Source organism: Enterococcus sp. LJL51, assembly GCF_054871795.1.
This window is the reverse complement of sequence record NZ_JBTXLW010000007.1, coordinates 110,625-134,267: the sequence shown is the minus strand read 5'-3', so window position 1 is coordinate 134,267 and position 23,643 is coordinate 110,625. Positions and strand designations below refer to the sequence as shown.

Annotated in this window: 19 protein-coding genes; 14 read left to right on the top strand and 5 right to left on the bottom strand. The window is 36.8% G+C overall.

Features of this window, described 5'->3' with window-relative positions; translation table 11 throughout:
* Positions 1-191 precede the first annotated feature (191 nt).
* The 6 genes from ACYSNQ_RS09185 (at position 192) to ACYSNQ_RS09160 (ending at position 6,439) form a co-directional block, all read left to right on the top strand.
* Entirely contained in the window at positions 192-704 is a 513-nt protein-coding gene (locus ACYSNQ_RS09185) for a JAB domain-containing protein (protein ID WP_426082689.1), read from the top strand.
* A gap of 2,075 nt (positions 705-2,779) precedes the next feature.
* Complete coding sequence (locus ACYSNQ_RS09180) at positions 2,780-3,112, top strand: hypothetical protein (protein ID WP_426082687.1); 333 nt, start codon at positions 2,780-2,782, stop codon at positions 3,110-3,112.
* Positions 3,109-3,345: a hypothetical protein gene (locus tag ACYSNQ_RS09175; RefSeq protein ID WP_426082685.1), complete on the top strand. Its 237-nt coding sequence runs from the start codon at positions 3,109-3,111 to the stop codon at positions 3,343-3,345. The genes ACYSNQ_RS09180 and ACYSNQ_RS09175 overlap by 4 nt, the downstream gene beginning before the upstream one ends.
* Positions 3,346-3,521: 176 nt before the next feature.
* Complete coding sequence (locus tag ACYSNQ_RS09170; RefSeq protein WP_426082683.1) at positions 3,522-4,703, top strand: GmrSD restriction endonuclease domain-containing protein; 1,182 nt, start codon at positions 3,522-3,524, stop codon at positions 4,701-4,703.
* 34 nt (positions 4,704-4,737) lie between these two features.
* A complete protein-coding gene (locus tag ACYSNQ_RS09165) occupies positions 4,738-5,127 on the top strand; it encodes a hypothetical protein (RefSeq protein ID WP_426082681.1) in 390 nt (129 codons plus the stop codon).
* 214 nt (positions 5,128-5,341) lie between these two features.
* Positions 5,342-6,439 carry a hypothetical protein gene (locus ACYSNQ_RS09160; RefSeq protein WP_426082679.1) on the top strand — a complete coding sequence of 366 codons (1,098 nt, stop codon included), beginning with the start codon at positions 5,342-5,344 and terminating at the stop codon, positions 6,437-6,439.
* Between the two features lie 184 nt (positions 6,440-6,623).
* Here ACYSNQ_RS09160 and guaA read toward each other — a convergent pair whose 3' ends face one another.
* Entirely contained in the window at positions 6,624-8,180 is a 1,557-nt protein-coding gene (gene guaA / locus ACYSNQ_RS09155; protein ID WP_426082678.1) for a glutamine-hydrolyzing GMP synthase, read from the bottom strand.
* Positions 8,181-8,386: 206 nt separating this feature from the next.
* Positions 8,387-9,310: a type I pantothenate kinase gene (gene coaA / locus ACYSNQ_RS09150; protein WP_426082676.1), complete on the bottom strand. Its 924-nt coding sequence runs from the start codon at positions 9,308-9,310 to the stop codon at positions 8,387-8,389.
* A 164-nt stretch (positions 9,311-9,474) separates the two neighbouring features.
* On the opposite strand from coaA, the gene ACYSNQ_RS09145 reads away from it, so the two are divergent.
* Positions 9,475-10,056: an SGNH/GDSL hydrolase family protein gene (locus ACYSNQ_RS09145; protein WP_426082674.1), complete on the top strand. Its 582-nt coding sequence runs from the start codon at positions 9,475-9,477 to the stop codon at positions 10,054-10,056.
* Between the two features lie 110 nt (positions 10,057-10,166).
* Positions 10,167-10,775 (top strand): class I SAM-dependent methyltransferase, encoded by a 609-nt coding sequence (locus tag ACYSNQ_RS09140; protein ID WP_426082672.1) that lies wholly within the window; start codon positions 10,167-10,169, stop codon positions 10,773-10,775.
* Positions 10,776-11,035: 260 nt separating this feature from the next.
* Here the strand turns inward: ACYSNQ_RS09140 and ACYSNQ_RS09135 are convergent, their stop codons facing one another.
* Positions 11,036-11,767, bottom strand: coding sequence for a TraX family protein (locus ACYSNQ_RS09135; RefSeq protein ID WP_426082670.1), 732 nt, complete (start codon positions 11,765-11,767; stop codon positions 11,036-11,038).
* A 562-nt stretch (positions 11,768-12,329) separates the two neighbouring features.
* Between ACYSNQ_RS09135 and ACYSNQ_RS09130 the strand changes: the two genes are divergently transcribed.
* Together ACYSNQ_RS09130 and ACYSNQ_RS09125 are read left to right on the top strand one after the other, a co-directional pair.
* Positions 12,330-14,777, top strand: coding sequence for a glycoside hydrolase family 3 protein (locus ACYSNQ_RS09130; protein ID WP_426082669.1), 2,448 nt, complete (start codon positions 12,330-12,332; stop codon positions 14,775-14,777).
* A 203-nt stretch (positions 14,778-14,980) separates the two neighbouring features.
* Positions 14,981-16,249, top strand: coding sequence for a DUF5068 domain-containing protein (locus ACYSNQ_RS09125; RefSeq protein ID WP_426082667.1), 1,269 nt, complete (start codon positions 14,981-14,983; stop codon positions 16,247-16,249).
* Between the two features lie 651 nt (positions 16,250-16,900).
* Here ACYSNQ_RS09125 and ACYSNQ_RS09120 read toward each other — a convergent pair.
* The gene (locus ACYSNQ_RS09120; protein ID WP_426082666.1) at positions 16,901-17,962 is read right to left on the bottom strand and encodes a hypothetical protein; all 1,062 of its coding nucleotides are present in this window, start codon (positions 17,960-17,962) and stop codon (positions 16,901-16,903) included.
* A gap of 286 nt (positions 17,963-18,248) precedes the next feature.
* On the opposite strand from ACYSNQ_RS09120, the gene ACYSNQ_RS09115 reads away from it, so the two are divergent.
* The 3 genes from ACYSNQ_RS09115 to ACYSNQ_RS09105 all read left to right on the top strand — a co-directional run bounded on the left by ACYSNQ_RS09115 (position 18,249) and on the right by ACYSNQ_RS09105 (position 21,104).
* Complete coding sequence (locus tag ACYSNQ_RS09115) at positions 18,249-19,064, top strand: hypothetical protein (protein ID WP_426082664.1); 816 nt, start codon at positions 18,249-18,251, stop codon at positions 19,062-19,064.
* A 278-nt stretch (positions 19,065-19,342) separates the two neighbouring features.
* The gene (locus tag ACYSNQ_RS09110) at positions 19,343-20,182 is read left to right on the top strand and encodes a hypothetical protein (protein WP_426082662.1); all 840 of its coding nucleotides are present in this window, start codon (positions 19,343-19,345) and stop codon (positions 20,180-20,182) included.
* 313 nt (positions 20,183-20,495) lie between these two features.
* Positions 20,496-21,104 (top strand): hypothetical protein, encoded by a 609-nt coding sequence (locus ACYSNQ_RS09105; RefSeq protein WP_426082661.1) that lies wholly within the window; start codon positions 20,496-20,498, stop codon positions 21,102-21,104.
* Positions 21,105-21,196: 92 nt separating this feature from the next.
* Here the strand turns inward: ACYSNQ_RS09105 and ACYSNQ_RS09100 are convergent, their stop codons facing one another.
* Positions 21,197-22,072 (bottom strand): PhzF family phenazine biosynthesis protein, encoded by an 876-nt coding sequence (locus tag ACYSNQ_RS09100; protein ID WP_426082660.1) that lies wholly within the window; start codon positions 22,070-22,072, stop codon positions 21,197-21,199.
* 480 nt (positions 22,073-22,552) lie between these two features.
* On the opposite strand from ACYSNQ_RS09100, the gene ACYSNQ_RS09095 reads away from it, so the two are divergent.
* A complete protein-coding gene (locus ACYSNQ_RS09095) occupies positions 22,553-23,581 on the top strand; it encodes a LacI family DNA-binding transcriptional regulator (RefSeq protein WP_426082659.1) in 1,029 nt (342 codons plus the stop codon).
* Positions 23,582-23,643 lie beyond the last annotated feature (62 nt).

Genomic DNA, 23,643 nt, shown 5'->3' with positions numbered 1-23,643 from the left:
CCAAAGATCACTATTTTTCATATTTATTCAATCCATTAATGCATACAATATCATTTTAACAGAAAAATAACATAAATTGTCGTATTTTTATTAGATGTTAAAAATAAAGCGAGTCTATATCTTATAAGATATAGGTGCAAGCTGAGCTTGCCAAAAGAAGAAATGAATAAATAGAAAAGGAATGATTAAGTATGACAAGAACTGCAGAAAATACTTGTACAAAGCAATTAATGATCTCTAATACGTTTAATAATCGAATAAGGACAACAAATTTCAATGAACTAAGTACCCAAGAGCTAATTGAACTTTCATTCAATTTAAAACCTTCTGAAGCTGCCAAGTTGCTAGACAGTATAGATGGTTTAACAGATTTAAGAAATGGACTTTCTAAATTTCCAACGACTATGGAATTCCAATTCAAAGCAAGTTTTGAACTATCAAAGCGTATTTTACAATTTGGTGTGAAAAAGGAGAAGATAACAAGCTCGTATGGGCTTGCTCAACACTTAATTCAAGAGACATGTGATTTAGAGCAAGAGCATTTTATTCTTCTAACATTAAACACTAAGAATCAAATTATTAGACAAAGAACCCTATTTATTGGAACGTTAAATCAAAGTATTGCACACCCCAGAGACATCTTTCGAGAAGCAATAAGAGATAACGCCGCTCAAATTATTGTTGCCCATAATCATCCGTCATAATATAAAATCTCGTGAAGTTCAAATAGACGAAATGTTAGATAAATGCCTATATGACAACAATCTTGTGTCCAATATTTTGTTATGTTATTATTTTTTTCTTTAAATATAAAGGTTCCTATTTTTTTCAAACTCCATTTAAATAAATTTGCTCTCTTATCCACATGTTATGAATAACTAATAACATAACATTAACGAAAAGAGCATGTTATTTTTTATTATTTACTGGGTTAAATAAAGGAACTAAGGGAACAAGAGTCTATTAGGCTTGATATAAAAAGATTTAGTGGTTCCTATTTTTACAAAAAAGTTCCCTAGTTACAAATTTATCAGGACAAACTAGGGAACCTTTATCATTAAATTAAGCGTGAGAGCAAAATACAATAACGATAAGATAAGCATAAAAGATCAAATCGTTAATAAGTTACCCACAGATAACAAACTTAAAATACTCAAAAATGACAAAAAACTAGGGAACTTTTAGCCAAATTAGGGAACCAAAAGGAACCACCTAATTAAAAATTCTTACAATGATTTTTTTGAAAAACAACCAAATAAAAGAAACATATGTAAGGAATACAGTCCTCAAAACTGATACTGAAAAAAGTAAACTGATTTAGAAACAAATTTATCGCAGATGTAGCATGTGTTGATTGAAAATAGCAAAAATAATTACACGAGATTTTTATCTGAATTTAGTGAAAAATACACAAAAGCCAATCTTTTTGATTGGTTCTTTTTTTAATACTAGACTAACCTATTCCCTCGTGAATCAGAGTACGATCATTAAAGAAGCAACCATCTTTTCTTTTTTTATTAAAACTTTGTCATAAGACAAATTCATCTCCTGATTTTTACCGTCATTCCTTCATTTGGGCCTCTAAATTTCGGCTAATTCATTGGTATCACTGCGTTTTCGCCCAATAAAGCCATGAGATACTAGGCTTCAAAATGAGCAGGGAACCCCGCTTGCCTCGGTTACTTGTTTAGTAACCTTTCCAGTGTCCGACTCGGCTCAGCCCATTCCCATTTTGTACACCAACTACACAATTCAATAGGCTTGCAGCCAGCTTTTTTATAACAGGTTTCGGTGCGAAACCTATATCACCTTCAGGACGTATTATATAAAAGCTTCACTGCGTTACGCTACCGCCTTGTGCCCGATCTGGGCGTCACTGCGTTCTCGCCCTAAAAATCATTCCCCTGATTTTGTGTACCAATATTGCAACAACTGCACACCAATTTTTTAGGTACACCTCGAATAGCGCTGTGCTATTTTGTTGTAAAACCGTCGAGGTACAGTGTACAGCAGAAGATCATTCATTTTTGCAATATTAGGTACAGCGATTTAACGTAGCCATGCGGCTTACAGCCTGGCTACTGTACCTACTGACCCTACTGTACCTAAAAATCGCCGCAGCGATGCTCGCTGTGAATGGCATTATATCAATGATTTTTAAATGCAGGTACTTCATGTTGCAAAATCGAGGTACACAAGGAAAGACCATCCCCCTTACTGCGACACTACAAAAAACTCTGCGAGCTTTTCTTCGGTCTTGCCCTTCACTACGTTTCGGGTACTCTTTTGTTGCATTTTATTATCTATCGACAAGTGAAATACTAACAAAAAACGGAACAACATATATGTCGTTCTACAAAAGAAATTGGATTTTTAGATAACAATAAAACAGAATTGATATTTCTTCGTAGCACAAATGCAACGTATGTACACAAAGTAATTACACACAAAAGAATGGACTGAATTTGATCGTAAAATCTATTGTTTAATTTGCAGAGCTTAGAAAGACATTCGATATGAAATAATGTAAAACATGAACCGATTAGCAACGGCGTACCGTTGCTAATGAGTTTGGGACATAAGTAAATGCCTGAACTCTTCTTTCTCTAAAATCCGAATAAACGGCGTTCCAAAAGTAGCTCTCTCGGAAATAAGCCGAACTATCTCAAAAATATGAAAAACTATTTTCGGATAATCCGTCATATTTCTCGGAGCTAAACACTTTTGTCTCGGCCTCCAAAAAAGTGAATACACAAACAAAAAGAAAGTAGTGATAAAAATGAAACGACTTATTTCTTTATTAAATGGTTCCTATGATGGGTGTAAATCTCAAAAAAGGTTTTTATTAGCTCTTAATGCTTATCTAACTATTAAGTTAATTCAATTTATTAATTTTTTATTCTACTCATCTCAAATTCAACCAGCACCTTCAAATGCTATTCAAGCTATTCATTTTGGACTGCTTCTATTCATTCTTATTTGGTTCCTTGCAATTAGACCATTACGAGGTGTAAAAAGAGCTCAATGGAATTTTCTAGTAATCACATTACGTTGGAAACTAGCATTATTTACACTTAAGGTAGAACAAAAATTTAAGGAGGTGATTCAATGATTCTAGATACGAACAAACCCAAAGTTAATGACATCTTTTGGATTAATAATGGTGATAATACTGTTCATGTGATTGAAAAAGAGAATAACTTATTTGCAGCAATTTATTCTGGCGATAGTCGTTCACCAGTTATAGAATGTCTTTTTCTAAGCGCTGAAAAAAGCTATGCTGAACAAGGATTCAAAATTTGGAAACTAGATACGATTCTCACAGATGATGAACTATTACCTTAAAAAGACAGCAACGAGTATTGGGAAACTAGAATGCAACGAAAAAAAATAGTTTAGATATTAATGCCCTAGAGAAGTAGCAGCTACTTTTAGCAGCTACTTTTTTTATGTATACAAAGATGTTGATATTTGTTATTATGGTATTTGTAAAGAGAAAAATAGAAAAGAGGTTTTTCGTCATGGTTAGGATTAATAAAAAAATAGTAGCTGCTGTTGGATTTAACCCGACAAAAAAAAGCCATCAGTTAAGTATTTTAGACATGTGTAAATATATTAAAAGAAATAAAATTACATTACCTTTATATCAAAGAGATTTGAGTTGGAATGTACAAAAATCAATGGCATTATTAAATTATCAACTATTCGGAAAAGCACCAGTTGCACCAATATCTATTAATCAGATGAGTACGGGGATAAATGCGGTTCCTCAAGTCTCTTTTATTAATAGGGAGCTTATTGATTCAAATCAAATTGAAGCAGATCATCAATCTGTAGTTGACGGACAACAGCGTTTGTCTACAAATTATAAAGCATATACAAATCATGAAGATTTTAGAAATATATTTCTAGACGTATCGGCTGCGAAATTCAAGATAGTAGACGGTAGTATAAAAGATTACCATGTTCCTGTTGGAGTAGTTTTAAATGAAGATGATGGAGTTTTACTGCATCATCTCCAAGAAAAAGATCTTGTACAAGAGCTTTTCCCTATTTTAACGCAAGTTAGAAGCAAAATGATGAGTTATAATTATACAATTAATATTGCTGATAATTTGACAGAGGATGAACAAATTGAGTGGTTTGAAGTGCTAAACAACGCTGGAAGTAGAGTTTCGGCTTTACAAATGAGTTTTTCAAAGTTAAAACTCCACGATTTTGATATTTACTCGGACTATGTTGCTCCCTTTAAGGAAAAAATTCAAACATTTGGATATGATGAATTATTTTCACCGTTTACAACAAATGTCTCTTATCCAGTTGCTTCTTTAAATCCTGCATTTGAAAAAGTTAAAAAAAATGGGCAACATAGTAATAACTACGCACCCATTCCGTCAGATACTAAGGAATCTCAGATAACTAAACTAACTGTTGACGATTTAAAAAAAGTTATTGAATTATCTTTAGGCGGTTTAGATAGAGCATTATCTTTTATACAAAACAATGACTTAGAAGAATTTGTTGACAGAATGGATTATATTTTATATTTAGTTGGATATTTTATTTTTAATGATAACTTGGATATAAAGACTGAAGAGAATCTAGTTATGTGGATTGAAACAATTGATTTTAGCAATAAATCAAATGGGGAAAGACGGAATATTTTTGACAAATTAATTAATAACATCTTTGATGAAGATTGAAACGTTAGTTTTTATTTACTAAGGAGAAGATTTCGTGTTAGATTATGACAGCTATTTACAAAAAAATAACTCTATGTCTTTTGAAGAATCATTGGAAATATACAATTTGATTTTTAAAATGCTGGAATGCAAGGATGATTATTTAAACGAATTATGGAAAGAAGTCGTAGATTCTGCTTTAATTTATGCGAATATACGAATTAATTGGAATTATTTTTCTCGTGAAGAGAAAAATGAGAAAGATAATTTAAGGACTAGCTATCACGATACCTTTATGATTAATTTAAAGGCATTTCATAAGTTAGGTGAACAACTAGAATTAGATACTAGTTGGAAGAGAAAACTAGGGTCATCAGAAGACAGGAAGCGATGGGGCGATTTTGCTGGATATCTCTTGTGTATTGAAAATATTAGAGCAAGATAAAAAGATTATTCTCAGCCACGATACTATTAAAAGTAGGACTACTCGTCATTTGTTTTGATTCTCATTGGAATTGATTAGATTAGTAGCTTGACGTATTATTAAGCAAAAAATGTTATTCTGATTTGGAAAATGAATATATAATTTTAGTGTGTAAGTAATGATAGATAAAATCTGTGATAGAATTGTGTAGACTATGTTATAGGGGGAGTTCAAATTGAGTACAAGAGAACAAGCGATTTTATACTGGATATTAATCTTGATTTTTTTAAGTATTGTATTTAGGAGAAAAAATGGTATTTTAGATTCTTTAATGGATGTTGTTAAATATACATTTAAATTTCTTCTAAATCCCATTTCTATTGTGATTATAGGCTTCAATTTCCTTTATTTATGTATAGTCTACTATTTTGCATATAAAGAAAATTTAGAAATTTCACTCTGGTATATAAAAGATTATCTAATCATACTGTTTTTCTCTGTATATCCTATAGTTGCTTATTTAAAAAAATTAAATTTCAAACAACTATTTCATGAAAAGAAAGCAGAATTATTTGGTCTTGCTGCAATTCCATTGTTTATAAATTCATCTTATACTTTTTCTGTTGTTTGGGAAATGATATTAGTGTTTGTTTTGACAATACTTTCTGTCTTAATAGCAATTGGAAATCAAAAAGAAGATACAAAAATAGTGGCTAAATTCTTCAATTTTTTCTTAATAACAATCTCTTTGTTTATGATCTTTAGTTCTTTTTCTCAGTTTATTAAGAATATTAATGATGTTTTTACGTTGAATTTTTGGTTATCATTCGGTTTAGAACCATTAGTTTGGATAATCAATATACCAGTTATTTACTTAATTAGAGAAATGATTTTCATTGAAAAGAAAATAATATTTAGTGAATATAAAAATCGAGTATATCCTTATGTTAAATATTGTGCAAAGCTATTAGCAAGAAAAATTAGATTTCGGAAGTATGCACATCTAGATCATGATATACCAAACTATATTCAAGAAGCAAAAGAGCTCTCAGCAATTGGAGGGAATAGAATATATATTAAGCTGAATAAAAAAGAATTATCAGATGAAATCTTAATAGCTATTGCTAGTGATGCAATTTTAGGGAGAAATAAGTTTACTAACATAAATAATCAAAGAGAGAAATATCCTAATGCAGTTGAAATTAAAAATGCGAATAACGAATTGTGCGTATTCTGGCAAGATAACTTTGTAGCCCCTAAGTATAGAGTTGATGAAACTGAACGAGGAGGCACTGTTGAATTATTGGAAGGTATAAAATTAACCCGAACATAGTATAGAGGATTATGCCATTAAAAAATTAATATACAAAAATTCCCTGCCAAGGATCATCTTAGCAGGGTTTTATTTTGGTAGGGAAAATGGTAGGGAACCATATCATTTTTAATGAAAATCAAGCATTTCATAAGTTGAAAAACGTTGATTTATCGGTATTCCCTATTCATATTATGTTGGCTCTTTATTCCCACTCCACAGTTGCTGGCGGCTTACTCGTAATATCGTACACGATACGATTGACATGAGCCACTTCGTTCACAATACGTACGCTGATTTTCTGCAGGACTTCCCATGGGATACGGGCGAAGTCGGCAGTCATGCCGTCGATTGAGGTTACTGCACGGATGCCCACTGTATAGTCATATGTCCGTCCATCACCCATTACACCTACACTGCGGATGCCGGGCAGCACAGTGAAGTATTGCCAGATATCACGGTCTAGGCCAGCATTAGCGATTTCTTCTCTAAGAATGGCATCTGATTCGCGAACGATTTCCAGTTTTTCTTCAGTGATTTCACCAAGTACGCGGATGCCTAGACCAGGTCCAGGGAATGGCTGCCGCCAAACGATATGGTCAGGCATGCCTAGCTCTGTACCCAAGGCACGAACTTCATCCTTGAACAGGGTATTTAATGGTTCGATTAATTTGAACTGCATGTCTTCCGGCAGACCACCTACGTTGTGGTGGGATTTGATTGTCTGCGCAGTTTCAGTACCGCTTTCAATCACGTCTGTATAAAGCGTTCCTTGTGCAAGGAAGTCAATGCCTTCCAGCTTGGTTGCTTCATCATCGAAGACATAGACGAACTCATTACCAATGATTTTACGTTTTTCTTCCGGATCAGAAACACCGGCTAATTTATCAAGGAAACGTTTTTGAGCGTTCACACGGATAATGTTTAAGCCAAATTTTCCGCCAAGCATATCCATCACCTGATCGCCTTCACCTTTGCGAAGCAATCCATGATCGACAAAGATACACGTCAATTGGTCGCCAATGGCTTTTTGCAGCAGTACGCCGACAACGCTGGAATCCACTCCGCCGGACAGTGCCAGCAGAACTTTACGGTCGCCTACCTGCTCACGCACCTTTGCGATTTCCATATCAATGAAGTTTTCCATCGACCAGTCGCCAATACAGTTGCAGACATCAAAGGCGAAATGACGGAGCAGATCATTACCGTATTCAGAATGGCGAACTTCCGGGTGGAATTGTACGCCATAAAAGTTGCGTTCTTTATTTTGAATAGAAGCAATGGGACAGTCTTTACTTGTAGCAACAAGCTCGAAGCCTTTAGGAAGCTCGGTGACTAAATCTCCATGGCTCATCCAGACAGTTTGCGGTGAAGGCAAGCCTTTGAATAAAGCCGCATCGGCTGCTGTTACTTCCAGTTCAGCTTTTCCGTATTCACGGTTTTTGGCTGGTTCAACTTTTCCGTCTAGACAATAAGTCAAAAGCTGCATCCCGTAGCAGATACCTAGAATTGGAATACCTAATTCGAGAATCTCAGGATCGATGCGGAAAGCTTGGTCATCATACACACTGTTGGGACCACCAGATAAGATGATGCCCTTAGGTGCGATTTCTTTCACTTCTGCAGCAGTAATGCGGTGGCTCAATAACTCTGAAAACACACCGAACTCACGGATACGGCGGGTGATCAGCTGATTGTATTGGCTGCCATAGTCCAACACGATGATTTTTTCAACGTTTGTCATTTCGGAAACGTTCGTCACATTTATTACCCCTATCTATAGAATTATTTTTATATAAAGAGAAACGATTAGATTGGCTGAAGCTGCCTGTAGCTGCGAATTCGCAGAAGCAAATCTTCAGTGAACAACAAATCTTAGGAAAAGCCGATAACCAGAATGGTGTTAGGCCTTGATTCTCTCTAAAAGCAACAGTGGTTCAGCCTGTTCGAAAACAGCGAAAATGAAAATCAGAATTTTCTTAAATAGATTTCATCAATGATATGTTTTTCTTTTTTATGGAGTATGATATCAGCTCGGCCTCTAGTAGGCAAGATGTATTCCTCTAAATTCTTCAAATTCACATTTTTCCAGACATTTCTGGCCATCTCAAAAGCTTCTTCCCGATCACCGATTGCGTATTGATAATAATAGTTACTTGGATCCAGAAAGGCGGTATCGAGCAAAGCCCCAAAACGTTCTAAATACCATTGTTCGATCAGCTTTGGTTCGGCGTCTACAAAAACAGAGAAATCAAAGAAATCACTGACATAAATCTGTTCATTTGCCGGCAGTTGTAAAGTATTAATCCCTTCCACAATCAGAATATCCGGCTGATTGATTATTTCGTATTCATCATCGATGATGTCATACACGCTATGGGAATAAACAGGCACACGGATTTCATCTTCACCGTTTTTAACAAGATTCAAAAAGCTGATGAGCTTCTCCATGTCATAGCTTTCCGGAAAGCCTTTACGGTTCATAATGCCTCGTTCTTCCAAAACTTTGTTAGGATATAAAAAGCCGTCAGTTGTAATCAGCTGAACATTTCGACGTTTAAATATCCGGGACAAAATCGTCTGCAGCAGCCGGGCAGTCGTACTTTTCCCCACTGCAACGCTTCCGGCAATCCCAATGATAAAGGGCGGTACAGGTACATATCTATGCAGAAACAGTCCTTTGCTTAGTGTCAGGGATTCGAATTCCTTCATATGCAAATGAATCAGATGAGTTAACGGGACGTAAATATCTTCTACATCCTGCAAAGAAATCTGATCATTGAACCCTTTGATATTTTCCAGCTCATCTTCAGTTAACGGCGCTTCCCCTTTGTGGTAAAACCCCAGCCATTCCTCACGAGGAATGCGATAGTAATTCATTCTTTCGTCCATTTGCCCCTCCACCAACAGTGACATGTTTTCTTTGCCTATTTTAACACAATTAACAGCTATCTATACAGTGATAATGGAAAGAAATGTTTCTTTAGGCAAAAGTTTTTAGCAAGTGGTATGATAAAATCAGAATACAGCTATTAATTGTGAAAGAGGGGATAGGCATGACAAAGCTTGTGTTATTTGGCGACAGCATTACAGCCGGTTATCTGGGGGAAGCAGCTTCTCCAATATTAACGAATTTAGTGAAAGCAGCTCTCGCAGCGCAGGGATTTGAAAATATCATGATTTCAAATGCAGGGATTCCAGGAGATACCTCAAGTGGTGGAGTGAAGCGGCTTGAAAAAGATGTGTTGGCTAAGGAGCCTGATTACGTTACCATCTTTTTCGGTGCCAACGATTGTTCAGATAATTATCCAATTGATGTTGATAAATATGGCGAGAACCTAACAGAGATGATTGAGAAAATTGGCAGAGAAAAGGTTATTCTATTTACAGCTCCATTTGTTGTATCAGCTCGTCAGCCTAGTCGTCAAGATGAAACCGTGCGCCGCTTTGTAGCGAAAGGAAAAGAGATTGGCGAACAGTTTGCTGTTCCTACAGTAGATATGTATCATGCCCTGAGTGTTTACCCAGGTACGGAGGAATTTTTCCAGGATGACGGACTGCATTTTTCTGAATCCGGCTATGAGTTTTTAGCTGCCTTGATTGTTCGGGAGATAAAAGGTAAACTGTTGGATAGCTAAGTAGGAACAGCTGGCATTTTCTCAGATATAAATGAGAGTGAGCTACAATGTTTTGCTGGCAGCAGCTTTCGAATAGAAATAATAAGTAATCAAAGATAGAGGACAAACGAATGACGAATCATTATTATACAGAAAATCCGGATATCGCTCATGATATTGAAGAATGGGATTTTGAATTGGCAGGTAAAAACTTTCATTTTATGACGGACAGCGGAGTGTTTTCACGTAAAGGAGTGGATTACGGTTCCCGCGTGTTGATTGATGTCTTTGACTGGAAAGAATTACCAAGTGAAGGACGTATTTTGGATGTAGGCTGTGGGTATGGACCAATTGGTCTTGCTTTAGCACATGCTTCTGGCAGAACAGTGGAAATGATTGATGTGAACCAGCGGGCGGTGGCTTTAGCTGTGGAAAATGCCGCGAAAAACCACATTGAACAGATAGACATTCATCCATCTAATATTTATGAGACGCTTCATGAGACAAGCTATGCAGCGATTGTCAGCAATCCGCCGATTCGGGCTGGAAAGCAAGTTGTCCATGAAATATTAAGCGGAGCAGAGCCTTTATTGGCGACAGGTGGTACATTAACTGTTGTCATTCAAAAGAAACAAGGAGCACCCAGCGCTCAGAAGAAAATGTCAGAGGTTTTTGGCAATGTAGAGATTGTCAGTAAAGATAAAGGCTACTATATTTTGAAAAGTGTGAAGGAAGCCTGATTATTTGGATTTAAGTATACTAAAAGTTTAGGAATTTAGTTATGCCCTAGACGCATTGAAATCCGTTAAAAACTTGATAAACACCTATGGAACAACATGATTAACGAATGTTGTTCATAGGTGTTTATTTGTTGTCGGATGAATATTTTTACAGCAAACTTTGCCGCTTTTACATGAAAACTAATAGAACGCTTAAAGCATGACATAAGGAGAAGCTCAGTGATTAAAGAAGGCTAGTTTGATTTCCAGACTATTACAACTCAGCTGTTTATCAGCACAAGCTTTGAAGCAATGGCAATCACCCAAAGATGTAAGGGATAGAACAGGTAAAAGGCGTACTTAGTCATTGGGGATGTCTGTCCTTTTTGTCCGTTATAAAGATGAAGGAAAGGCACTACTGAAATAAACGCAAAATCAGAATTGACACCCAACATAAGCAGCGTATTTGACCAGTCCCCCATCCATTGGAAGCTGGTAATGAGTAGTAGTAGGGAAAAGGCTAGGTAGCAGGCATCTCTCAGTAAAACTTTTTCTCTAGTGAAGTAAGTAATCGCCATAAACGGTAAAATTACCATTCCCCCCTCAGTAAATAAAGCACCTGCCGCCAGCAAAGCTAAAGCTCCAGCAAATCCCATTAGTTTGAGTCCAAGCTGTTTTTGACTACTGCTCCAGCTGAACAACAGCAGCATTAGCAGACCTGCTGTTAAGGTTAGAAAGATATTGTTGTGGACCTGAACGGCTGGATCTGCCAGCCATAGATTCAGTAAGCTGCTGCCTGCGGCCATCATTCCGGCGGCTGCGCCCAGTCGCATCAAATAGTTCTGCCGACTGCGTGTGTAAAAAAAGCCTTCTACTACCATATAAGCAAAGAATACCCCTACACAGCGAGTAATAATATGGAAAATAGTGGCTGTCGTGTCTGAAACAAAAAATGAGATGTGGTCGAGGACCATTAAGCCCATCATAAGAAATTTTAACTGGTTTGCATTCAAAAAATCACTTCCTTCTTTCGTTGAATTGGAAAAACATTCTGTCGTTTCCAATGATGATATAATCTATAAAATTAAGTCCAAAGGTGTGATAGATCAGCACAACTGAAAGAGTATCATAACTAAAAAGCCGCTCTCCATAGATTGAAGTGATAACCAACGAACGAAAATGAAAGGATGACTACTGGATGCCTATTTTTTCATGTCTAATTTCTTCTAAAAGAATCAAGAGAGGCTTATTACGTCAAAAAAGAAAGCGTTGACATTTTGAAGTCTATCTCCTACAATAGACAGTGTGTTAAATGGAATAGTTTTCATTTGGATAGTGATTGTTTACGAACAAGCTAAACCTGTATGAATTAAAAAACGTGCTTGAAAGCATGCCTTTTTTGATTCGTTCAGGTCTTTTTTTATGATGAAAATCAGTTGGAAGCCGAAATCCATAAAATGTGTTTGTAATGATTGGAAGAAAAAAATAAACAAGGGGGACGGGGACCGATAGATGAAAAGATTTCTTTCAATTTTATAAATAGGAATGACTAATGAGAAGAGTGGAGGTTTTTTTATGAGAAAAGCAGGAAAGTTTATTTCTTTGGTATCGTTATCTGTATTATTGGCAGCCTGTGACAGCAACGCTGTTAAAGAAGAAAAATTAGAAGGAACTACTCCGCAAAAGTACACAACAGAAGAAAAAACAGAAGGAAATGTGACCTATATACTCGTTAAGAATCCGAATAATGGAGCTGTTTTAGGCTACTTAAAGGATGGTGGTGTTCAGCTGATTGAGGAGGAAGATGGGGATTATACTTATGCATTTAAGGATATGAACGGCAACGGTAAGCTGGATGATTGGGAGGATTGGCGTAAAGATATTGATACCCGGGCGGCTTCTTTGGCAAAGGAACTGACTAAAGAGGAAATAGCCGGTTTAATGCTGTTTAGTAGTCATGAGCGGGAACCAGAGCAGGGGTTAACCGACGATCAAAAGAAATATCTGAACGAAGATAATCTAAGAAATGTTCTGAATGCCGGCGGAAATGATGTTGAAGCTGCAGTTAATTGGAACAATGAGATGCAGGCGTATGTAGAGCAACTGAGTACAGAAGAGGGAAAGAAATTTATTCCAGTCAACTTTAGCTCAGATCCGCGGAGCACGGCTGGTTCAGATGCCTCGTATAATGCAGAGGGAGAAGATATCTCCAGATGGCCCTCTAATTTAGGCTTGGCTGCGACCTTTGATCCTGATACTATGTTGAAATTCTCTAAGGCTGCTTCTGAGGAGTATCGGGCGATGGGAATTGCTACGGCCTTGGGTCCACAGATTGAGCTGGCGACAGACCCGAGATGGCTGCGGGCTGACGGCACCTTTGGCGAGGATACGGCACTGGCGACAGATATGGCAAAAGCCTATGTAGACGGCTCGCAATCTTCCTATGATTCTGATGGAGCGGATATTGGCTGGGGAGCAGATTCAATTAACGCTATGGTGAAGCATTTCCCAGGAGATGGTATGGGCGAAGGCGGTCGGGAATCGCATATGAATAGCGGTAAATATGCGGTTTATCCGGGCGGTAATTTTGAAGAGCATCTAATCCCATTTTTAGATGGCGCCATGAAGCTGGATGGTAAGACGGAACAGGCAGCGTCTGTGATGAGTTCTTATTCTGTAGCAATTGATAAAGACGGCAATCCATTATTTGGAGTGAATAAAGGTTCTGCATATGATAAGGATAAAATTGATATTTTGCGTAAAGATAATAAGTATGAAGGGATTATTTGTACAGACTGGACGGTCACTTCAGCGGTTTCTGATCCTGATAATGTTTTGGGTATTGGTACAGCCTGGGGAGTGGAGGATGAGACAGTCGCTCAGCGGCACTATGAAGTACTGCTGACTGGTGTGGATATGTTTGGCGGGAACAATGCAATTCAGCCAGTTCTCGATGCTTATGACCTATGGGATGCAGCTTATGAAAAGGGCGACGTAGATATATCGGCTGAAGAACGCTTCCAGCAGTCTGGGGCTCGTCTGGTCAAGATGATGATGCTGCCGGGAATTTTTGAAAATCCGTATCTGTCCTTAGCTTCTTCTGCTGAAATCGTCGGCAGTGAAGAAAAAAGAACAGACGGTTATCAGGCACAGCTGGATTCAATTGTTATGCTGAAAAACAGTGATGAGACCATTAAAAAAGCAAATGTAGAAAAAGATTATCAGGAGAAAGTAGTCTATCTCCCAAGCTCAATCCATCATGAGTTTAAAACCGTTTTTGCAGACGCACAGGATACAGCTGAGCCTACAATGAATGTGGACGCAGCGAAAGAATACTTCAAAGAAGTTCTGACGGATGAACCAATTAAAGAAGGAGAAAAGGTAACAGGCTTTAAAGCACCGGATTTGAAAAATGTAGATATGATTGTTATTGGAATGAGTAGTCCGGATAATGGCAGTCCCTTTAGTAGTGCCGGTCTAAAAGACGATGTTTTCTATCCGCTGTCTCTGCAGTACGGCACTTATAAAGCGGATGGTAAGAATGTCCGCAAAACATCTATTAGCGGAGATGTTTTGGAAAATGGTGAAAAGGAGAACCGCAGTTATTATGGACAGACCGCAGTCATCAGCAATAGCTATGATTTGGAAGCCTTTAAAAATGCGAAAAAGCAGAGTGAACAAATTGAAAAAGATACAGGGAAAAAAGTACCGGTTATTGTTGTTCTGAAAGCTAAAAATCCAGTAGTGGTGAGTGAATTTGAAAAAGACGCTGATGCCATCGTAACTGGCTTTTCTGTGAGCGATCAGGCCTATTTCGACATTATTTTAGGAAAGCAGGAGCCAAAAGGGCTTTTACCAATGCAGTTCCCAGCAGATATGGACACGGTAGAAAAACAGCAGGAAGATGTTGCACATGACTTGGAGGTATATAAGGATACAGCAGGCAACCTGTATGATTTTGGCTATGGCTTAGATTATAAGGGTGTAATCTCTGATGCACGGACCGAAAAATATGTAAAATAAGCAAAAAAACCGCCTTTGTTTTATTTTTGTTTCTTTTAGTAAGAGTTACAAAAGAAATTCGCTGTCTGCTATCAAGTTTCGCTGTCTTTAAGTAAAAAACTGAAACCTTTCGCTGACTCGCCTATGCTATACTTTGGTCAAAGGGAGTACAGGTTGAGTAAAAAGGTTGCTGTATTTTTATTAAATGACAAAGGAGCGGAAAGATGAAAAAAGTTATTTGGGTGTTATTGCTTTCTACAGCAGTTTTGACTGCCTGCGATAATTCAAAAAAAGAAACAAAAAATTCTTCAACAGAGGCATCAACAGAGGAAGTATCTAAGGAGTCAACAGAAGAATCTACAGAGGAATCTACTGAAGAAACCACAGCTAAGTCTGAGAAAAAATCAGGTGCTGTTCCAAGTCTGGAAGAACGGTCTGAGGCAATGGCTGACTATATGGGTGCAGAGAAATCAGAAGAGCTGTATCGTCAAACTGACCCAGTAGTTGTTTCAGAAGGAGATTTGGAAATTTCGATTGACGAATATGCTTTGAATAAGCTGACAAATTTTGATTCTAATTTTAAGATTCCTTTTGGCGATGAAACAGAAGAAGGCGGTATATTACTAGCGACATTTACAATTACAAATAATAGTGATAAGACACTATACTATCCGTCAACTCCAGACTTAACCTTTACAGGAGCAACAAAGGCGTACACAAATAATAAGTCTGTTGTGAAAGATGATTCTGACAATATCATCAGCTTCACTGTTCGAGAAGACGGTGAACTGCCAGCAGGAGAGACAGTTACTAAAACAGCCAATTATCTCTTTAGTAAAGAGGCACTTGAAGAAATAAACAAGTTGGGAATTGTAACGATGCAGGTTCCACGAGGCTATACAGCGCCGGATACCTTTAAAGCTGAAGACGCCGTGGGTGAAGACCAGAAAATCCAGCTGTCAGTTACGTCATCTGGTGAAAAAACAGCAGGGGATAATGCAGCCTTTCTACAGGATAAAGCCAGTATAGATAACATGGGGACAAAAACACTGGATAAAGAAAAGAAAAATATAAATGAAACAAAAGATATTAAAGGATTCAAAGCAACACTTTCTGACTACCAATTTACTTTCTTTGAGCCAAATGAAGTAGAAGCACAGCGCTTTAGTTCATTTGAAAACGGCGTTGTACTATTGACCGTTAAATTTGATTTAGATAATCAAGGAAAGAAAGGCATTAATATGGGCAGCAGTGCCTCTGTGTTGACGGTGAATAACGGCTCTCAACGTCTTCTAAGTGAAGGAATGCTGGTAGACTACAATAGTATAAAAGACATTGTTCAGCCGGGAGAAAGTGGTGAACTGCTGCAGGTATTTGTTCTTGACCAGGAGCAATATGAAAAAATCTGGCGGGAAAAAGACTTTAGCATCAAGTTGAAACTGCTGGATGAAGACTTTTCAAGTGAAGAAGCAGAGTTTGATTTACCAAAATAAATTAAAAACATCCTAAGAATAGAGGGAAAGGTGACTCAGCGAAATACCTTTCCCTCTAGTTTTTGGTTATAAAAGTTATAATACCGACCAGATAGAAGCTTCAATGGTTTATCTGGTCTATTTAGTGTATCTTTGGAAGAGGCTTAAATCATAAGAAATTTTCACATTCCTCTTAAGTGATTATGGGAAAGAGAGGCGGACCCATAAATAACTGCTCAAATTCTTCTTTACACTAAATCCAAACAAAGGATGAGTTTGGGACATAAGCAAATGCCCGAACTCTTCTTTCTCTAAAATCCGAATAAACGGCGTTCCAAAAGTAGCTCTCTCGGAAATAAGCCGAACTATCTCAAAAATATGAAAAACTCCAAGTAGGTATCAATCAACAGCTACTCGGTTCCCTCGTAGTGTTTCTTGACAATTTTCGGATAATCCGTCTTATTGCTGTGAAACACAGTGAAGGATGAGCTGATGTTGAACAGTACCTCCTTGGTTCTCGAAGCTAAACACTGTTGTCTCGACCTCATTCCAGGCAGCTGCTTATAGTTTATCCTGTTTCTTGAAGCTAAGCGTTGTTGCTTTGGCTTCTAAAGGGTTCCGGCAATAGGTAGTACGATTGACGGGTTTTTATTTAACAGAATTTATCTAGCTTTAGTAATCCTCTTCAGATCGTGTGAATTCTTCATTTTCCAATCTTGTTAAAAAGGATTTGTCCATTCGATAGAGTTCGTAAGCCGGATTACTAGTTGTCGTTTCAAAATAATAAGCGACAGGAGTTCCTTTTACTAAGACCACAGCATAAGCTGCGCCTGCTTGTTTCAGTAATTCCTGATTTAACGCTGGAATATCTTCATTTAAATCGTCAATTTTACCGCTGTATGTCAATAGTACACCTGTATCGTAAGTATAGTTATTCAATACACGAGGGGAGCCAAGACCATCGTTGACAAAGCTGAATTTTTCCGGCAGAGACAATGTTAAAAACTCTTCCTGACGTGTTTCAGCAACATCAAGACCATATTGACTCATTGTGTCGTATGTCAACATGCTTTCATAAATCGCCCCAACAGCTTCAATATCTAAAGGATATTTGATGGTGATTGGACGATAGACACTGTCTTCTGTTTGGTTGTTGTATGAGCCGGAAGTAAAATTCAGTTTTATGGTGTGGATAGGGTAGCCTTGTTCCTGAAGGCTTTCGCATAGAAATAACCCCTCCTCTGGATCATACTCGTTTTCCTTTTGTGCTTTCAGCTCATAATAGTCCTGTCCATCCTGCTGAACAACTAGGTTATCAGGTTCAAGCGCCATGGGCAGGTTGTCAGCTTGAAAATTATCATACGTCATTTTCAGAACGGCAAAATACTTGTTTTTCACAGAGCTATTCACATAGAGAATAGAAATATCTGAATAACCGCGTTCCGCCATCGTTTTTTTCCATCCGTCTGATAAAGTGATTTCATTCTTTTCTACAAAGTATTTCTCAGGATCCACTGGCTGCTCTGCTGGATCATCTTGTTCAGTAAATGATGTTGTTAAATCATCTTCACTGGTAGAAACAATTTCCTGTGGAGCACGAGGCAGCTCTCGTTTGGATTGAGGGCGGTCCTCACGGATAATTCCCCCAACCCAAACAAATAGGCAATAGCCTAAGATACTTAATACCAACACTGCGGCACCAACTGCCGCTGTAACCAACTTTTTATTTTTCATTTTCTCCTCCTGTGCAGCTCGTGTCTGAAAAGTTTAGCGGTAAATATTGTTGTAAGTTTGATGATGTTTATTATCAAAAATTCTTATTTAAGCACCACATAACCTGGTTTTTTCATTTGATTTACATTAAAAATTTAAAAAACTCGTTTAGCACAGAACTTTTCAGACACGACCTAGTCTGATATTTATTATATAAGAAAAGCTTAGTACTGCCAATTTGTTTTTTCCGTTTTCACTTAGGAACGTCTATGCTATGATAAAATAAGCACAAACAAGGAGGATGAAAATGAAAAAAAGGTTAATTGTTGGTGGAATATTACTAGGTACTGCTTTATCATTTGGTATTACTGCTTCAGCTGCAGAATATCCAGCAGTCATTAAGGTTTATGATAAAGATAATGATGTGACTACGCTGGATGCTTATCAAAAATCAACAACAAAGTTCAAGGAAAAAACATTTACTGATCCTGAGTATGCTGCTTTTATAACAATGGAGGCGTTGTTTTCAGACGGCTTTAACAAGGGCAAGGATATTTTGCCGTTCAGTGAAGCCGAATTTTGGAAAAGTGTTCAGGAACAGTTCGAAGACAAACAGCCTAAAGGCTTAAAAGGAATAGTGGTAGATGGAGAAACTCTGTCTGCAAAGGAATTATCCTCAGCAACCAGTACTGTATTGAAAGAGATGCTGCAGCAGGTCGTAAATTATGAGGTTATGTCTTCAGAGATTGCAGGTGACACTGCAAAAGTGAAGCTGGCATTTTACCCCATTTCTTTAGGTAGCTTCAGTCGCCAGATTTTCTATTTAAACTATGATGTTTCTGGAGAAGGAATTGTTTTTCTGGAAGATGAAGCGTTTATGACCACGCTAAGTAACTACAATTATTTGAAATATGTGGAGAATAATATTGCCCCTCTTACCAAAGAGCCGGTAACGCACGAATTGACCTTGCAAAAGAATGAATCAGGGAATTTCGCCCCTTCCCAAGAGGCGATGAAAGAGCTGTATGCGGCTTGTTTGAATGATGCCTATACCTATAAAGATGAAGAAGGCGCCATTAATTCCGGCGAACGATTTTTTTTGAAAACACAGTTTGATAAATAGCATTAGAACGCAGAGATATTAATTCTGCGTTCTTTTTTATGATTAGCTGATAAAAATCAGAATTAAGTCTCAAATAATTAATGATTTAAAGTGTGATTTCACCTGAACTTCTCTTAATATATTATCAAAAAGTTTTATGAAAGCAGATATAAGTATGATATATTTTATAGTGATGATTTAAACTCACAAATGATTTTATTTTAAAGGGGTGGGCGGTATTCCTAATTCTAATCCCAATGCAAATAATAATATATTTCCAAATGGAGGGTATTAGTTTTATGAAGGAGATTAACAAACGCAGAAGCAACAGCTATATCAACTCGATATCATTGGAAGAAGCCACTAAAAATATTTATTTTGAAGATGTTAAATTTATCATGGATGGGAAACCTGAGCAAAAATTTTCTACAATTATAAAAAAATGGTATGTTTACTTAGCAAGTGTGTTTCTCCCAGCGTTAATGATAATTAGTCTTATAGCTAGTGGTTCAAAATATCTTCCACAGACTATCATTGCAATTGTTATAGAGCTAGCGATAATAGGCTACATGACTTATAAATTTTTATCCCCATATTGTAATTTTTTGCGTTATTGGGGATATGAAAAAACTAGATATTCACTTGTTAAAATGGCATATATATCTTTGTTCTCTATAGGATATGGGATGGATGAGGGAAGCTATATAATCAATTTTTTAGTAGTTACGATGTGTATTATCACTTTCTTGGTTCTCTATGAAAAAGTAGAAGAAAATATGATTATAGAAGAGCTCAACAAACGTTTTAACAAGCAATATAAAACATCTAAAACTCTGAATATTATGATGAAAACTTCAGGTTTAGTTGTAGTAGTCATCTTTTTAGCTATGCAATTTTATCGAATAAATAAATGGTGGCTAATTGATTCTGTTCTCCCAGATTCTAAAACTCAAGCGAATTTTTTTGATGATTTGATAGGTATTTTCATAGGAATTCCTATTTTATTACTAATAACACTAATTCCTACTTACTTTTTATTTAATTCAAAAAGCTATGTGGAAGCAAAAGTAATTAATCGATACGCAGAAGATTTTAGAGAGCGTTATGATTATACAAAGAAAGAATGGTATGAAGGTTGATTGAATTATGTGTGGCTGAACTCTAACTTTAATCCAAACAATCAATATACACCTAATCAACATGAAAGGCCACTGATACCATTAATTTCCCTCTTGAAAACTGGGAGAGATATTTAATGAAAGAACTGTTCAAATTAATAGATCAAATCTCCTTTTCAACGGCTTTAAAGAAAACTCTCTTCATAAGGTATATATAACTATCAATAAATCAGAAACTGAGATTTTGTAGAAAACGTTAAAGGTACTCAACGTTGTCTGTATTTCTAGGTTGATAAGCTTAGTATCTAGTATAAATTGGGTTTTATTTCCAATTATGTCGACATTGATTGTATTTTTTATATTGATACGCTATTTTAAAAGCCCTAAATTAAAAAAATCAGCTTATACGATGACGGTTTATCTATTTACTCAGAATGCTCTTGTATTTTACCTTTCCTCTTTAAAAGTGACAGGTGATACAACAGTAAATAAAATAGTAGCATTCGTTTATATTTTAGTTAGTTATTTTCTATCTTTTTATGTTATAAGAACTAAAGTGTTTGAAGTGTTGCAAAAGAAATATGTACCTGAAAATAAGGTTGTATTAAAGAAAAAAGCTATAGAAAATATAACGAGATTAACTCTTATTCTGAGTGTCTTCATTTTTGTGTTAATTGGATTTATGGCATTCTTTAGATTTAATAAAGGATGGCTAAATGATCACAACCCAGATTTTCTATCGGGATTAAATAATTCATTAATTGGAAATGTATTATCAGTGCTTTCTATTTTTATTGGTCTCTCAATTCTTATTCTAGTTACTTTACTCCCAACATTGCTTTTAAATATAGACATTACAGTAGATGGATTGATTTTAACGAAATATTCTGAAGAGCTTCGAGAAGAATATGAATTTACAAGAGAAGAGTGGTATGGTGACTAGCCTATCTTTATCTGTATGAAAAAAATAGTGGGTAAACTATTTCGACAAGTAGTTTACCCACTGTTTGCTTATATTACTTTTTTTGTTGACAGCTAGATGGATAACAATCTCTTCTGTACCGACGATGCCTTACCTCCGACGAAAATTTCGCGAATTTTGTCTTCTTTTTTCGTCAGAGAGGTCTGAATTTCAGAAGGCAGACCCATAGAGTAGCCCTGTTCAAAAATCATATGGCAGCTGCCGTTAGACTGGTCATTCTGCTGATATTTACTGAGATAACAGGCAAGGGCCGCGTTTGATGTACCTGTGGCGCTTTCCTCTGGGATATCAAATAGAGGAGCAAAATTCCGGCAATGAGCAGTTGCTGCGGGTGTGACGGTTTCTGTTGAGAAAAGATGATAGCCTGTTACTTGATATTTCTGGCTGATTGCTGTTATTTTCGGAAAATTTGGCTGAGCATTTGTCACTAGCTGTAAGCTCTTAACTTGAATCAAGATATCTTTAAGTCCTGTTGAAACAATTTGAACAGGCAAGTAATCATGAAAGTCGTTTTCTAATAATCCCAGTGAATCCGCCAGCTCAGCAGCTGAGAGAATAGTCAGGAACTGCGGCGGTGTCTGCTGTAGAAAAATTTCTCCAGCAGATGTTGCATTGACCGTTAGAATACCTGCTTTTGTTTCAATAGAATAGCTGCCCGAAGCAAGCTTCTTTTTTTGAAGTAAAGCGGAAAAGAGGCCTACCGTAGCATGGCCGCAAATAGGGACTTCTTCAACCGGAGTAAAGTAGCGAACCTGAAAATCTGCTTGTACGCTAGGAAAAAGAAACGCTGTTTCTGAAAATCCTAAGATGCTTGCAATTTTTTGCATTTCAGTTTCAGCAAGATTTTTTGCATCAAGAACAACACCGGCGGGATTTCCGCCTGAATTATTTTTAGTGAATGCATTGAGAGAATAGGTATCAATAATCATTGGGTATCCTTTCTTTTTTCATAAACTAAGCTGAGTTGAAAAACTGTTTCTTTTAAACAAGCCCTCTGCTCATGCTCTGCTTACTGAACTACAATCAGTGCAGTTGCTTTAAAAGCAGTATTTATCTGTAATTTGACTACGATAAGTTAAATTGCAGAAGGTATTTTACAAAATTGTAAAAAGCTGCAAAAGCAGTAACTAGGTTCGGTGAATGTTCGGGATTTTCTGGAATATAGCAATTACTATTTTTGGAAGTTTTCAGTAAATTATCAAAAAATATGAAAGTGTGAAAATAGCAAATGTGTAAGGTTTCTGATGTTTTTCAGACTGCTCGCTTTTCTAGCTAAGCACTTTTTTATTAAATAATAAATTTTTCATTTATCTGTTTTTTTCCGAACGATTCTGATAAGATATGATTGTTCAATAAGTATTTTGAAAATGTATCATGTCATATGGAGTGTGTCAACGGGGAGTGGGAAAATGAAATTAACAATTAAGGAAATTGCGGATATGGCTGGGGTTTCAGTGACCACGGTTTCCCAGATACTTAACAATAAGGGCAGCAGGTTTAGTGAAGCAACTAGAAAAAATGTTTTAGAAATAGTGGATAAGTACCAGTACAAGCCTGATTTCTTTGCGTCAAATATTATCACTAGGCATTCGAAAACTGTTGGAATGATTGTTCCGGACGTAACGGATTTTTTCTTTTCGAAAATTGTTGAGGGCGTAGAAACTCATCTGAACGCACTAGGCTATATGATTTTACTTTGCAACTCCAAACACAGCAAGGAAGAAGAAGAGAAATATGTGACAGAGCTGATTCATCGGTCGGTGGATGGAATCATTCTAGCGACACCCAATGTTTTGGATGAAGACCATCTTCTGAAAAAAAGAATGGCTGCATCCTTTCCTGTAGTGCTTGTAGACCGGGGAATTAATAAACGGAATTACGGCCAGCTGCTGATCAATGAGCATGAAGGGGCATACAAAGCGATGACTTCCTTAATTGCTAAGGGGCACAGGCATATAGGTATGCTGAAGGAAACAGAAGGCTATTATCAGTTGACCGAGCGGGTATCTGCTTATCGGAATGCTTTGGAAGACCATGGCATCCTCGTTCAAGAAGAATACATCTGCAGTGGAGAATTGACACTTAAGGGCGGCTACAAGGCTGCTTTAAAGGTGTTGGAAAATAAAGAGATCACTGCTATTTTTTGTGGTAATGACGAGATGGCCATCGGTGCTTACCAGGCAATTTATGAGAATGGGCTGCGGATTCCAGAAGACATTTCAGTTATAGGCTTTGATGGACTGGAAATTTCTCAGTATTTGACGCCAAGCTTAACCACTGTCTATCAGCCCGCATTTGATATCGGCTATTATGCAGCAAAATTTCTAGTTGAGGGTATTCACGGCGACGCACAAAAAATTCCAAATAAAATTTTTGAAACAACTTTTGTCGAAAGGGACAGTGTAATTTCTATTGACAATAAAAGAAAAAAAAGGTAATGTTCGTCTTGTAAGCACTTTCTTTTTTATTTATTAGGTTTAGTAAACTGTTTTACTAACGG